15 protein-coding genes are annotated in these 13,061 nt (G+C 33.4%); 8 read left to right on the forward strand and 7 right to left on the reverse strand.

Annotated elements, in window-relative coordinates:
- Position 1 precedes the first annotated feature (1 nt).
- Together trhA and ICJ85_RS02670 are read right to left on the reverse strand one after the other, a co-directional pair.
- On the reverse strand, positions 2 to 628 hold the full coding sequence (gene trhA, locus ICJ85_RS02665; protein WP_188222216.1) for a PAQR family membrane homeostasis protein TrhA: 627 nt from the start codon (positions 626 to 628) through the stop codon (positions 2 to 4).
- Position 629: 1 nt separating this feature from the next.
- Entirely contained in the window at positions 630 to 1,310 is a 681-nt protein-coding gene (locus tag ICJ85_RS02670) for a DUF4294 domain-containing protein (RefSeq protein ID WP_188222217.1), read from the reverse strand.
- 192 nt (positions 1,311 to 1,502) lie between these two features.
- Here ICJ85_RS02670 and ICJ85_RS02675 point away from each other — a divergent pair, with 192 nt between their 5' ends.
- The 4 genes from ICJ85_RS02675 (at position 1,503) to ICJ85_RS02690 (ending at position 5,305) form a co-directional block, all read left to right on the forward strand.
- Positions 1,503 to 2,591: a M42 family metallopeptidase gene (locus ICJ85_RS02675; protein WP_188222218.1), complete on the forward strand. Its 1,089-nt coding sequence runs from the start codon at positions 1,503 to 1,505 to the stop codon at positions 2,589 to 2,591.
- Between the two features lie 146 nt (positions 2,592 to 2,737).
- Complete coding sequence (locus tag ICJ85_RS02680) at positions 2,738 to 3,289, forward strand: NUDIX hydrolase (protein WP_188222219.1); 552 nt, start codon at positions 2,738 to 2,740, stop codon at positions 3,287 to 3,289.
- A 23-nt stretch (positions 3,290 to 3,312) separates the two neighbouring features.
- On the forward strand, positions 3,313 to 3,987 hold the full coding sequence (locus tag ICJ85_RS02685) for a PrsW family intramembrane metalloprotease (protein ID WP_188222220.1): 675 nt from the start codon (positions 3,313 to 3,315) through the stop codon (positions 3,985 to 3,987).
- Between the two features lie 82 nt (positions 3,988 to 4,069).
- The gene (locus ICJ85_RS02690; RefSeq protein WP_188222221.1) at positions 4,070 to 5,305 is read left to right on the forward strand and encodes an ApeA N-terminal domain 1-containing protein; all 1,236 of its coding nucleotides are present in this window, start codon (positions 4,070 to 4,072) and stop codon (positions 5,303 to 5,305) included.
- A gap of 10 nt (positions 5,306 to 5,315) precedes the next feature.
- Here the strand turns inward: ICJ85_RS02690 and ICJ85_RS02695 are convergent, their stop codons facing one another.
- The 4 genes from ICJ85_RS02695 to ICJ85_RS02710 form a co-directional block, all read right to left on the reverse strand.
- Positions 5,316 to 5,930, reverse strand: a complete 615-nt coding sequence (locus ICJ85_RS02695; protein WP_188222222.1) for a DEAD/DEAH box helicase — start codon at positions 5,928 to 5,930, stop codon at positions 5,316 to 5,318.
- Positions 5,931 to 6,073: 143 nt separating this feature from the next.
- Positions 6,074 to 6,652, reverse strand: a complete 579-nt coding sequence (locus ICJ85_RS02700; RefSeq protein ID WP_188222223.1) for a YceI family protein — start codon at positions 6,650 to 6,652, stop codon at positions 6,074 to 6,076.
- Between the two features lie 28 nt (positions 6,653 to 6,680).
- The gene (locus ICJ85_RS02705) at positions 6,681 to 7,040 is read right to left on the reverse strand and encodes a nuclear transport factor 2 family protein (RefSeq protein ID WP_188222224.1); all 360 of its coding nucleotides are present in this window, start codon (positions 7,038 to 7,040) and stop codon (positions 6,681 to 6,683) included.
- 133 nt (positions 7,041 to 7,173) lie between these two features.
- Complete coding sequence (locus tag ICJ85_RS02710; RefSeq protein ID WP_188222225.1) at positions 7,174 to 7,758, reverse strand: Crp/Fnr family transcriptional regulator; 585 nt, start codon at positions 7,756 to 7,758, stop codon at positions 7,174 to 7,176.
- A 100-nt stretch (positions 7,759 to 7,858) separates the two neighbouring features.
- Between ICJ85_RS02710 and ICJ85_RS02715 the strand changes: the two genes are divergently transcribed.
- Complete coding sequence (locus ICJ85_RS02715; protein ID WP_188222226.1) at positions 7,859 to 9,064, forward strand: multidrug effflux MFS transporter; 1,206 nt, start codon at positions 7,859 to 7,861, stop codon at positions 9,062 to 9,064.
- Here the strand turns inward: ICJ85_RS02715 and ICJ85_RS02720 are convergent, their stop codons facing one another.
- On the reverse strand, positions 9,065 to 9,586 hold the full coding sequence (locus tag ICJ85_RS02720) for a DinB family protein (RefSeq protein ID WP_188222227.1): 522 nt from the start codon (positions 9,584 to 9,586) through the stop codon (positions 9,065 to 9,067).
- 191 nt (positions 9,587 to 9,777) lie between these two features.
- Here ICJ85_RS02720 and ICJ85_RS02725 point away from each other — a divergent pair, with 191 nt between their 5' ends.
- From ICJ85_RS02725 to ICJ85_RS02735, 3 genes are read left to right on the forward strand one after another with little or no spacing between them, the layout of a single operon-like run.
- Positions 9,778 to 10,392 (forward strand): fumarylacetoacetate hydrolase family protein, encoded by a 615-nt coding sequence (locus ICJ85_RS02725; RefSeq protein WP_188222228.1) that lies wholly within the window; start codon positions 9,778 to 9,780, stop codon positions 10,390 to 10,392.
- 44 nt (positions 10,393 to 10,436) lie between these two features.
- Positions 10,437 to 12,356, forward strand: coding sequence for a DUF294 nucleotidyltransferase-like domain-containing protein (locus tag ICJ85_RS02730; protein WP_188222229.1), 1,920 nt, complete (start codon positions 10,437 to 10,439; stop codon positions 12,354 to 12,356).
- On the forward strand, positions 12,356 to 13,018 hold the full coding sequence (locus tag ICJ85_RS02735) for a 3'-5' exonuclease (protein ID WP_188222230.1): 663 nt from the start codon (positions 12,356 to 12,358) through the stop codon (positions 13,016 to 13,018). The genes ICJ85_RS02730 and ICJ85_RS02735 overlap by 1 nt, the downstream gene beginning before the upstream one ends.
- Positions 13,019 to 13,061: the final 43 nt, after the last annotated feature.

Genomic DNA, 13,061 nt, shown 5'->3' on the forward strand with positions numbered 1-13,061 from the left:
ATTAAATCACATAAAAGAATATCATAAAAAAATGGCAAACGGCACCAGCCAAAACAAACAAATGCCAGATGACATGGTTATAAGGGATTTTTTCAATGGCATAAAACACAATGCCTACTGTATATGCTAATCCGCCAGCAAATAACAATAAAATACCATTGCTATCCATTACCGCATTCAGATTTGTAAAATCGAATACAATCAACCACCCCATAACTAGATACAGTAAGGTTGAAAACACACTAAATCGTCCTGTAAAAAAGATCTTGAGCACCACACCAAAAGCAGCAATTCCCCATACAATCCAGAACAAAGGCCAGCCTAAGCTTTTTGTCAATGAAATTAATAATACCGGGGTGTATGTTCCGGCTATTAAAAGATAAATTCCAATATGGTCTACAATTCTGAAATAATGTTTGTTTTTTTCATGTGTTACCGCGTGATACAAGGTTGATGCTGAAAACAGTACAATTATAGAAATTCCATAAACCACAACACTAAACAGACTGTAAGGTGTCTTATTAGTGTTAAACACAATAAGCAACACCAGAGCGATAACACCAAAAATAGCACCGATAGCATGTGAGGTTGCATTTTGTTTTTCTTCTATTGGTGTTTGAATACGCATCTTATTCCGTCGTTTTATTATTCATCCATTTTTCGGTTAAATCGTAAAAATTATATTTCACTGCCGAATCCTGTTGTTCTAACAATCCGCTTTGAAAACTTCTTAGCAAAATATCTTCAATTAAATAGTCCTCTCTTACATTCATGGGGTCGAATTCTCGTTTTAATGAAATATCGAACATACTCGCCGTGGTGTTATACCAGAAGGCGCGCCACCCACTTCGCAGTTCTTTAACCAAATCGAAAGCTGTTTCCCCGGTTTGTCTATGAATTAATTTAACCAAAATCTGACCTTCGGTTCGAGAGAATTTTTTCAACTTTTCAGAAAACTCGCCTTCAATATATTTTTGAACCTGCTTGGTATATTTTTTCTTTTGTCTATTTCGTTTAATAGAGGCTAACCGTTTGTTCATGGAGTCTAACCGTTCTGCGGCCATCTTCGCGTAAGGATACACTTTTAAAGTTTTACGTCTCAAAATTAAATACCTGATTCGATCCTCACGATTTTCAAATTTCAGCTTATTTAAAATATAAACCTCATCTAAATTAATCGACTTTTTAGGTATGGAATCACCATCAATTATTAAGTAGGTAACATTGGTAGAATCCTGTTCAAATTCATTGATCTGTCCCCATAAAAAAACAGGTAGCAAACAAATTAAGTATGTTAAAACATTCTTCATAAAAATACTGGAGCAATTATCTTTCCAAAATTACTAATTTACATTTTGAAAACATTTTTTTAAGTAGGTTTCTTTACCAAAACCATTCTTCAACTTTAAAGCCTAAAATAATCCTAAAACTGTTAATATATTCCCTTTGTATAACCTTTGAATTCTATTAATATTCTTATTTTAGTGCAAAACTTTTTAAACATGACAAAGAAGAGTATTCTAAATGAAAAGTCTATCGACTTTTTAGAAAAATATTTAAATAATGCAGCACCTACGGGTTACGAATGGACGGGTCAAAAATTATGGATGGATTACCTGAAACCCTATGTTGATGAGTTTATTACTGACACTTACGGAACTGCTGTTGGCGTTATAAATCCGGAAGCTAAATATAAAGTAGTGATTGAGGGTCACGCCGATGAAATTTCGTGGTATGTAAATTACATTTCAGATAACGGGATGATTTACGTGATTCGAAATGGTGGTAGTGATCATCAAATTGCACCAAGTAAAGTCGTAAATATCCACACCAAAAACGGTATTGTTAAAGGCGTGTTTGGATGGCCAGCCATTCATACCAGAAAATCAGGTAATGAAGAAGCTCCAAAACCAGATAATATCTTTATTGACTGTGGTTGTAAAACTAAGGAAGAAGTTGAAAAATTAGGAGTTCATGTAGGCTGTGTAATTACTTATCCTGATGAATTTCATATTTTAAACGACGATAAATTTGTTTGTCGTGCTTTAGATAACCGCATGGGAGGTTTTATGATTGCTGAAGTAGCGCGTTTACTTAAAGAAAATAACAAAACTCTGCCTTTCGGATTATATATTGTGAATGCTGTACAAGAAGAAATAGGCTTACGTGGTGCCGAAATGATTGCAGATAGTATTAAACCAAATGCTGCCATTGTTACTGATGTAACCCACGATACGACAACACCTATGATTGAAAAGAAAGTTCAGGGTGATTTAGAAATTGGAAAAGGGCCTGTAGTCGCATATGCTCCGGCGGTACAACAAAAACTACGTGATTTAATTACTGATACTGCCGAAGCTAAAGACATTCCGTTCCAGCGTAGTGCTTTATCTCGTGCTACCGGAACCGATACCGATGCTTTTGCTTACAGTAATGGCGGCGTGGCTTCTGCTTTAATTTCGTTACCATTACGTTATATGCACACCACTGTAGAAATGGTTCATAGAGACGATGTTGAAAACGTGATTAAATTAATTTACGAAAGTTTACTAAATATTAAAGACGGCGAAACCTTCAGCTACTTTAAATAAAAAATTAAGCTGTCTAAAAAGTCGTCATTCCGAATAAAATGAAGGAATCTTTAAAAATCAAATTTAAAATAATGAGATTACTTCGAAATACAAATTTCTCGTAATGACGGTTGCTATTACATTTTTTAGACAGCTTTTTCTCAATTATGGACGAATATATAGACATTGTTGATGCGAACGGCATTCCTACCGGCGTTTCTGAGCTAAAATCGGTCATTCACCAAAAAGGGCTTTTCCACAATACGGTTCATATCTGGTTTTATACAACAACCGGAGATATACTTTTATCGCAACGCTCGGCAAAAAAAAGTATCTGCCCACTCATGTGGGATGTGTCTGTTGCAGGCCATATTGATGCCGGAGAATCTATTGAGCAAGCTGCTTTACGGGAAACTAAAGAAGAAATTAGCTTAGACATAACTGAATCTGATTTACAAAAAGTTGGCATGTTTAAATGCTTTCAAAGTTATGATTCTGGCATTACTGATAACGAATTCCATCATACTTATATTTGTGAATTGAAAGTTCCATTAGCATCTTTAATTCCACAGGAAGAAGAAGTTGAAACTTTAAGACTGGTTTCGTTAGAGAAGTTCCAATATCTCATAGATCATATAGGCATCGATAACCACTTTGTACCATCTAATAAAGCCTATTATGAGGTGGTTTTGGGGAGCATAAAAAAAGTATTGATTTAATTCCTTTTAATTACATTTATTAAATGAATTTAATCCTGCTGGCTATTGCCCCGATTTGCATCATCATCCTCTATATTTATTCAAAAGATAAATACGAAAAGGAACCTCCAAAACTATTATTTCTCTCTTTTATTCTGGGTTCGGTAGTGAGTATATTTATTACTTCGGTGATGTATTATAGTTTCAATATTGTACTACCCTTGCCAAATAAAACCAGCATTCTTCAGCAATTTATAAAAGCCTTTTTTGTTGTTGGCTTTACCGAAGAATTCAGTAAATACATTATTGTAAAATACTATGCACAGACCAAAGCCGATTTTAACGAACCTTTTGACGGTATTGTATATGCCGTAATGGTATCGATGGGGTTTGCAGCCACCGAAAACATTGTTTACGTTTTAGATGGCGGCATACAAACCGCTCTTCTTCGTGCTTTTACTGCGGTTCCAGCACATGCTACTTTTGGTATCTTGATGGGCTATTATATGGGAAAAGCAAAATTCTCGAAAAACCGATTGGCATTAAATATCGCTGGTTTACTACTCGCTATCTTGTTTCACGGGGCCTACGACTTTTTCCTGTTTATAGATTTTGTGCCCGGTATTTGGGTGGGGGCTTTTATATCACTTTTTATAGGTATCATTCTATCTAGAAATGCCATAAAAACACACCAAAAGAATTCGCATTTTAAAATTTAGAGCATAGTAAACTTATTTAACTTAAAGTATATTTCATTCTGTAAGAATAATATGTATATTTAAACATAAGAAAAGTTTACTTGTGGAATATTATAATAAATATTTTGATGGAATCTTTTGGATTCCGAATAATGAAGATGATAAGATAATTTCAACTCTCCATATAGACCAAGAAGGAAAAGCTACAATTTCATCTTTAGAGTCATTCAACAATACAGAATTTATTAATGATTTACTTAATATAGATTTGGTTCTAGGTTATGTTAATTGTCAAGATGAATCAAAAACATACAGTATTAAACTATATAATTTATACAAATCTCATGAAACATTAGGCTACTTAAATAAAGTTAAATACACTTCAAATGATGTTTTAATAGCAAAAGCAATAGATAAAAATATTAATTCTGAACCATACACTTCAATTATGCTAAATTCTGTCTTGATTGATAATTGGGTTTCTATAACCGGTTTTAATTTTAAAAAATTTAATCATGAAAAGAATTTTGAAATAACTCATTTATATAATCAACCTGATACAATTCAACTATATAACGACGAAAAAATTAATATTTATATATATTTTAGAGCTCAATCAAGGTACCATAATCGCAGAAAATCAAGTATAACCGAAGAAGTCTTTATAAACATAGAGGTTTCTGAATTAAAAAACATAGAGGAATTAAATAAAATAAGAATAATCATTGATAGACTTCTCAATTTAATTTTATTCAAACCTTTTATTTCTTCTGTCATTGAACTAAGAACTATCGATAAAATCAATTACAGAATGATTAAAAAATTCAATGAATTTGATTCAAACTTAACTAAATCTATTGATTTTACACTATTTAAAAACAATTCTCAAAATATATTCTCGAAATGGTTTAAAAAACAAAATAAATTAGATTTAGCTATAGTCAATTTCTTTAGTGTTTTCGGCAGAAAAGGTGTTTTAATAGAAAATAAATTTCTAACCTATATATCGATTTTAGAAAACTTCCATAAGAATCATATCAAAAGTGAAGCTTACTTAAAAACAAGATTAAAATATCTACTTGAAAAATCAAGTATTTCTCAAAAAATTATGGATATCAATTCTTTTGCGGACAAACTTAAAATCACAAGAAATTATCACGCACATTTGGAAGAAAAACATAAAAGTAAAAGCTTAACAGGTTTAGAAATACACTATTCTAATTATCTGCTTGAGTTTTTAATTCGAGAAATATTTTTAAATGAAATTGGTATTAAAGAAAATCTGTCAGTTCCGCCCAATGTGGAAAAATGTTTATCGATAATTAATCAATTAAAATAATCCTAATCTCCTACCCCTTCAAAACCACTGTTTCGGCATTATACATGAAGGTTTCCTCCCACCGTTCAAAACGGTCATCGTAGTAATCTGTAAACACCAAATACTGGCATCTTCCTATACTTTCTGGTGTTCTATTTATTTCGGAAGTTAAGTTCCCCTTAAACACGAAATCAGCGTCTTCAACAATAAATAGTTGAAGCTTATTAAGGTTGATACTATTTAAGTAAAACAGTTTATTAATGCGTTTTGGTGTACCAATAATCACATCAACACCCACATAAATATCTTCACGCTGTGCTTCAATATCGTACTCGTCGTAAGCGCAATAAAATCGTAAATCGGTGCCTTTTGCATACGTTTGAAATGTGGCTTCTAAATCCAGTGCAGATTGTTTATCCTTAACAAAAATTAAAGCACGAGGCGCATCTTCAAAAGCGGTCTTTAGTTTATTAATTACACTAATTACCAAACTTGTAGTTTTTCCAGCTTCATTGGGTGCAACCACAATCATACTTGAGCCTCCTTTAATTCTTGAAATTATTTTAGACTGTAATTTGTTGGGTTCAACAATACCGTTCTGATTTAAATTTTCTTTGAGAGGTTCCAGTAATTTTTTAAAAGACATGTTGTGTTGTTTTGTGCAAATATAGCCTTTTCATAAAAAAGAAAAGGTGTTCATATCTGAACACCCCATTCTCTGCTATTAGTCACTCTGTATAACTGATAAAAAAAATCCTCAATGCAAAGGCACCAAGGAATTTCTTTTAATTAAAACTGTAAATCTGTTACTAAATCGAACTCGTCGTAGATAGCCTTATCTTTTAAATCGTCGAAAAAGCTAGTTGATCCGTAACGTACATCGTATTTAGTTCTGTCTACTTTTAAAGACGCTGTTGCTTTGCTTCCGTAGATAGAAATATCGAAGTTTACTGGATGTGTTTTCCCTTTAATGGTTAAATCTGCTGTTACAGCATAAGAGTTTTTACCGCTAGCTTTTACTTTAGTGAACACTAACTTTGCTGTTGGGTATTTTTCAGTACCAAAGAAATCGTCTGATTTTAAGTGACCATCTAAGTTTCCTTTCATTTCTCCTTCTAAATCTGTAGTGTTGATGGTTGACATGTCGATTACAAACTCTCCACCTACTAATTTATCGCCATCGAAAGATAATGTTCCTGATTGTAAAGCAATGGTTCCTTCGTGAGATCCCGTTACTTTATAACCTTTCCATACTACCGAGCTAGACTCTACTTTTACTTGCTTTTTCTCAACATCGTTATTTGCAAAAGCAAATGATGTAAATGCTACTAAAGCTACTACTGCTAAATTTTTAATTGTCTTTTTCATTTTTGTTTTTATTTAATGTTTGATTTGTTTATGATTCGTAATAAAATCGTTCTTTAATAATTTTTCCGTCTTTCCATTCTTGAACAGCAATTTGATTATAGTTTTTAATCCCCCAATCTTTATGAGTATAATCAAAATGCCATTCTACCATGGTAATGTTTTCTCCAACCGTTACTTTTAAAGGTTTAGCAGACCTAAATTCTGTAATGGCGTTAAAAAATTCTTCTTCTCTTTTTCTATTCAATTCTTTCCCAACACATTCGGGGTTGTTATTTTCCTGCATAACAACATCGTCGTGATAAAATTCATCAAAGGCTTCGAGAGCTTTGCCTTGTAGAATTAAATCGTTTACCGAACTTATCTTTTCAATTAATTTGCAACTAAGCATATTTCCTTTTTTTGAACATGACAAAGTTCAGGAACATCTCAAAAAATAAAAATGAAGTAGATTATTAAATGATATTAAACTAGATTAACATCATCGCTTATACCCTATAAACATTGAAGATTTACTTAAAACATTACTGCTCAAGGATAAGCTGACTTTTAATTTTACTTAAAAATTCTTTTGTAATACCAAGGTAAGACGCAATCATATACTGTGGAATACGTTGCTCGATTAAAGGGTATTGCTCTCTAAAATACAAATATTGTTCTTTTGCTGTTAGACTGAAGTTTCTAACAATGCGTTTTTGTGAAGCCACAAAGGCACGCTCGACTATCTTTCTAAAAAAGCGTTCCAGTTTTGGAATTTCACGGTATAAATCATCAACCACATCATGAGAAATCATAATGAGTTCTGAATTTTCTAAACACTGTACATTAAAATCGGCCGGCGTCTGACTAATAAAACTCCCCATATCGGAAGTCCACCAGTCTTCAATAGAAAACATAATTATATGCTCCTGCCCTTCCTGATCTACGTAAAACGTTTTTGTACATCCAGATAACACATAACACTCATACTTACACACATCGCCTTGCTGAACAACATATTGTCCTTTTAAATACTTTCTAATAAAGACTTTAGACTCTAAATATTCAATTTCCTTATCGGTTAAGCTTACGTATTTACTAATGCTATTTAGCAGAGGTGTTATATTCATTAATGTCTTAATGTAGGTTTAACTACAAATTTAACAATATAAATGAGGTTTGTTAACCTAAATTAATTTTTAACTTATTTTATAGAACTACCTTTGTTTCATGCAAAATAATGAGACTTTCAAATTTGAATTTGTTGCCCTAATGGCTTCGCTAATGTCTATCGTAGCCTTAACTATAGATGCCTTATTACCTGCCTTACCCGAAATAGGGCAATCTTTAAATGTTACAGACCCGCATAAAAACCAGTTACTAATAACCATGATTTTTTTAGGAATTGGTTTCGGGCAGCTCATTTTCGGCCCCTTATCAGACAGCTTTGGTCGCAAACCTATTATTTATGTGGGGTTTGCTTTATTCATTATTGCAAGTATAATTTGCGTAACAACCAAAAACTTTGAAATGATGATTCTTGGACGTGTATTACAAGGTGTAGGCTTGTCGGCTCCAAGAAGTATTTCATTATCCATGATTCGCGATTCTTTCAGTGGAAATTACATGGCTAAAATCATGTCTATAGTGGTGATGTTTTTTATACTGGTCCCTGTGGTTGCTCCTACTTTAGGATCGCTTCTAACCTACTTTTTTAATTGGGAATCAATCTTTTATTTTAATCTAATTTTTGGAGTTTGCATCATGGTATGGCTATATAAACGTCAACCAGAAACCTTACCTAAAGAAAAACGCATAAAGCTAAGATTAAATCTTTTCGTAAATGGAACTGTTGAGTTTTTTAAACATAAAGATGCAGTGGCTTTTACTTTAGTTTCCGGATTTATTACAGGCTCATTTATGGTGTATTTAAGCACCTCTCAACAAATTTTTGAAACCCAATATAATATGGTAGAAATGTTTCCGTACATTTTTGCTAGCCTCGCTATCTCCATTGGTTTAGCCACATTTTTTAACAGCCGGTTGGTGGTTAGGTTTGGTATGTTTCGGATAGGATTCACGTCTGCTATAGCCTATGCTGCTGTATCTCTATTGTATGTAGCACTGTTTTGGTCTGGTAAAAACCCTAGTATTTATGTTTTGGTAGCCTTTTTTGCCATGCAGTTTTTCGCCGTTGGTTTCTTATTTGGAAACTTAAGAGCCTTAGCCATGCAACCTCTAGGGCATATTGCGGGTATCGGAGCCGCCATTAATGGGTTTATATCAACAGTTTTAGCTGTACCTATTGCAAATTATATTGGTAATTATATAGACACCTCTGTATTACCTCTTTTTATAGGGTTTTCGGTATTTGGGGTTTTATCGGTTTTTGTTTTTCTATCAATTAGACGTAGAAATTCTTTATCTAGAAATTAATTATTGGAGATATCGGTTTTTAATCACATCCATATGCCAAAGGGCATGCCCTAAAACTATAAAAGCAGTCGCACGTGCCGTTATGGGAGAGTTATTCGCATTTCCTTCTTGTTGCAAATCGGCTGCACTGAGTGACTTCAATAAAACTATAAAGCTTTGTCGTACTGCAGAAAACTCTTCCAATAAAGCGTCTATGCTTTTCGCGCTTGCCTGTGCCGGTAAAGCATATGCATTTTCATCATAGCTTGGTAAAAGCGTTTTATCGTGTCGAGCTATACAAAAACAACGATACTGAAACACACGCTCAGTATCAATAATATGCTGAAATACATCTTTCACACTCCATTTATCTTCCGCGTAAGCGTAATTCAACTTATCTTCAGGAATGGCTTTAAAAAACGTCACAACCTCCTCTGCTCCTTTTTCAAAGCCTTCCAATAAGGTTCTGTCTTTAGGAATCATCCCTATATACGTTGCATAAAACGGATTGTATTCGGTGTCGTGAAGGTCGGTAATTTTCATTATTTCATAATTTATTAGGCGGTTATATAAATTTAACGAATCTTTTATGCATTTAAAAATACAATCTCAATTTCCTTTTAATTATTAAAAATTACCCTCAGATCTCCACGAATTATTAGCGGATTAATAAGGGCTTTTCAACACTTATTTTCTTAAATTTACACCATAACTTATAATACAATAAACTAAAAATGAAAATACTTGCCATTGGTAAAAACTACGTGAATTCAGCGGACGAAATTGCAGCTGTTAAAACAGGAAATCAGATTATTTTTTCTAAACCAGAATCGAGTCTTGTAAAAGATAATAAGGATGTTACTTATCCGAGTTTTACAAATCAGTTAAACTACGAAGTTGAATTAGTCATTAAAATTGGTAAAAAAGGAAAAGACATCTCATTAGAAGATGCTGCTTCATATATTTCTGAAATTGGTATCGGCATCGACTATACGGCCAAAGATATCTTTAACGCTTGTCGCGAAACCAAAGGTCCTTGGGATTTAGGCAAAGGTTTTGACGGTGCGGCACCTATTTCAGGCTTTAAACCAGTAGCAAATTTCCAAAAACTTGATGATATTAATTTTGATTTAAAAATTAATGGTGAAGAAAAACAAATTGGAAACACTGGTTTAATGATCTACAATTTTAGAGATATAATTGCTTTTACCTCTAAATTTATGACTTTAGAGCCGGGCGATTTAATCTTTACAGGAACACCTGCTTCAGGAACTGGTGAGATAAAAAAAGGAGATCATTTACAAGCCTCTATTGAAGGTGAATTGTTGTTAGATTTTAAAATGATTTAATCCTCTTAAAACATAAACCCTAACTTTACTAAATTTCTTTTCTTTTGAAAAATTCCATTGCAGAACGCGTTAACGATTTCATAAAAAACTATCCGCCATTTAATAGTATTAAACCAGATAATCTATTAAAAATATCAGGACAAGTTTCTATAATTTATTTAGATAAAGGAGACTCCCTTTTTAAAAAAGGAGACTCGTTTCACGATCATTTTTACATGACCAGAAACGGCGCTATTACCTTATTTCATACCTCCAACAATAATACCCAGGAAATTATAAATATTAGCGATGGTGGTGATGTATTTGGTTTAAGACCGCTTATTGCTAAAGAAAATTATAAACTAACAGCTACTGCAAATGAAGAATCTATTGTTTATGCGATACCGATTGATGTTTTTCAGTCGGTAACGCAGGACAATGCCCAGGTTCAAAAGTTTTTAATTACGGCCTTCGCCACCAATACTTACGACCCCTATACCGCCGAAGAAACCGGAAAAATATTTGTAGATTATTTACCCAACACGTCACAGGATATTGTAAATTTCCAAACGGCAAATTTTTCTAAAAACCCAATTACATGCAGCCTTAATTCCAGTCTTAAAGACGCTGCAATAAGCATGAGTAAACACCGTATTGGGTGCATTATTGTAGTAAATGAAGAAAACCATCCGGTAGGTATCATTACTAATAGTGATATTAAAAACAAGATTGCCACGGGGCGTTTCCCTATTGAAACACAGGTAACAAACATTATGAATTCCCCGGTAATAACAAGCAAAAAGGATATTACCGTTGCCGATGGACAGCTGCAAATGATTAAGCACAGCATCGGACATTTATGTATTACAAAAGACGGAACGGTAAACTCAAAACTAATTGGTGTTTTAACACACCACGACGTCTTGGTGACTTTAGGAAATAACCCTTCGGTAATTTTAAAGGAGATTAAACGAGCTAAACGCACCAAAACCTTACGTGCTGCACGGCTAAAGGCGGAAACTTTAATTAAGAGCTATCTGGAGCAAAACATTCCGTTATCACATATCATTAAATTAATGGCACAAATTAACGATGCAGTTAGCCACCGTGCTGTTCATATTGCTTTAAAAAAAATGCCTTCAAAACCACCGGTAAAATTTGCGTGGATGGCCTTAGGAAGTCAAGGACGTAAAGAACAGCTTTTATTCACCGATCAGGATAATGCTATAATATTTGAAGATGTTCCTGAAGACCAGTATGAAGAGACTAAAAACTACTTTTTAGATTTAGCCAAACTCGTTAATAAGTCATTGAATAAAATTGGTTTTGAATATTGTGAAGCCGATATGATGGCCCGAAATCCGGAATGGTGTAAATCGCTAACAGAATGGAAAAACCAGTTTGACAACTGGATTTTAAATCCTGATGAAAAAGCGATTTTATTATCCTCTATTTTCTTTGACTTTAGTACTGTATATGGCGACGAAACACTAACTAGTCGCTTATCCGATTCCATATATGCTACTTTAAATAAAACACAGTTATTCTTTAAATTCTTAGGACGAGATGCCTTAAAAAACCCATCGCCTTTAGGTTTCTTTAAGCAATTTTTAGTGGAGAAAAATGGAGACCAAAAAGACCTTTTCAATATAAAAAGTCGTGCACTTATGCCTTTAATTGATGCAGCAAGACTATTAACATTAAGCAACAAGATAAAAGGTGTAAATAGCACTTATGAACGATATGAAAAACTCGCTGAATTAGAACCTAACAATAAAGAGCTTTACGAATCTTGCTCCTATGCGTTTAAAGCCTTATCCAAGTTCAAAACCAAACAAGGGTTACTGCATAATAACTCCGGAAAATTTATTGAAATAGGTACTTTAACCAAAGAAGAACAATTAAAATTAAGACGTTGTTTTAAACCTATTAATGAAATTCAGGAAACCTTAACCTTAAGATTTGACTTAAAAAACTTTGTGTAATGGGCTTATTCGATATATTCAAAAAGAAAAAAAACTTTCCTGAATTTTGGGTCGATTACCTTAGCCACTTTAAGAATAAAAAAGACGCTGCAGTGCCCGAAACCAGATTTATCGCTTTCGATACGGAGACAACAGGTTTCGACATGCAAGAAGACCGGATTCTGTCCATAGGAGCGGTATCCTTTATTGGAAAAAAAATAGATGTCAATAACACCTTAGAACTCTATTTAAAACAAGACGTTTTTAAACCCGAAACCGTAGAAATACATGGCTTAATGCGCTCTGATAATGTCGATAAAATTTCAGAACAGGAAGCGATTAGAGCTTTTTTAGAGTATATAAAGGGTGATATTTTAATAGCTCACCACGCAGGTTTTGATAAAGGCATGATTAACGAAATGCTACACCGCCATGGATTGGGTAAACTTAAAAACCGATTTATTGACACAGGTGTTTTGTATAAACGCTCCTTACATGTCATTTATCAAAATAATACGAAACCTTACAGTTTAGACTATTTATGTAAAGAACTTAATGTTCCTATGGTAGACAGGCATACCGCAACAGGTGATGCTCTTATAACCGCATTGGTGTTTTTAAAGATTTTAGGGCGTCTTGACAAGAAAAAACACCTTAACTGGGGCTATTTATTAAACAGATAACTAAGCCTGATTTCATAGAATAAAAAAAGCGGATTCAAATTAA

The organism is Aestuariibaculum marinum (genome assembly GCF_014596975.1).
Classification (GTDB): domain Bacteria; phylum Bacteroidota; class Bacteroidia; order Flavobacteriales; family Flavobacteriaceae; genus Aestuariibaculum; species Aestuariibaculum marinum.

What these genes read in the sequence shown, in the direction of transcription:
- trhA (WP_188222216.1), bottom strand. Translation starts at nt 628, where the DNA reads ATGCGTATTCAAACACCAATAGAAGAAAAACAAAATGCAACCTCACAT.
- ICJ85_RS02670 (WP_188222217.1), bottom strand. Translation starts at nt 1,310, where the DNA reads ATGAAGAATGTTTTAACATACTTAATTTGTTTGCTACCTGTTTTTTTA.
- ICJ85_RS02675 (WP_188222218.1), top strand. Translation starts at nt 1,503, where the DNA reads ATGACAAAGAAGAGTATTCTAAATGAAAAGTCTATCGACTTTTTAGAA.
- ICJ85_RS02680 (WP_188222219.1), top strand. Translation starts at nt 2,738, where the DNA reads ATGGACGAATATATAGACATTGTTGATGCGAACGGCATTCCTACCGGC.
- ICJ85_RS02685 (WP_188222220.1), top strand. Translation starts at nt 3,313, where the DNA reads ATGAATTTAATCCTGCTGGCTATTGCCCCGATTTGCATCATCATCCTC.
- ICJ85_RS02695 (WP_188222222.1), bottom strand. Translation starts at nt 5,930, where the DNA reads ATGTCTTTTAAAAAATTACTGGAACCTCTCAAAGAAAATTTAAATCAG.
- ICJ85_RS02700 (WP_188222223.1), bottom strand. Translation starts at nt 6,652, where the DNA reads ATGAAAAAGACAATTAAAAATTTAGCAGTAGTAGCTTTAGTAGCATTT.
- ICJ85_RS02705 (WP_188222224.1), bottom strand. Translation starts at nt 7,040, where the DNA reads ATGCTTAGTTGCAAATTAATTGAAAAGATAAGTTCGGTAAACGATTTA.
- ICJ85_RS02710 (WP_188222225.1), bottom strand. Translation starts at nt 7,758, where the DNA reads ATGAATATAACACCTCTGCTAAATAGCATTAGTAAATACGTAAGCTTA.
- ICJ85_RS02715 (WP_188222226.1), top strand. Translation starts at nt 7,859, where the DNA reads ATGCAAAATAATGAGACTTTCAAATTTGAATTTGTTGCCCTAATGGCT.
- ICJ85_RS02720 (WP_188222227.1), bottom strand. Translation starts at nt 9,586, where the DNA reads ATGAAAATTACCGACCTTCACGACACCGAATACAATCCGTTTTATGCA.
- ICJ85_RS02725 (WP_188222228.1), top strand. Translation starts at nt 9,778, where the DNA reads ATGAAAATACTTGCCATTGGTAAAAACTACGTGAATTCAGCGGACGAA.
- ICJ85_RS02735 (WP_188222230.1), top strand. Translation starts at nt 12,356, where the DNA reads ATGGGCTTATTCGATATATTCAAAAAGAAAAAAAACTTTCCTGAATTT.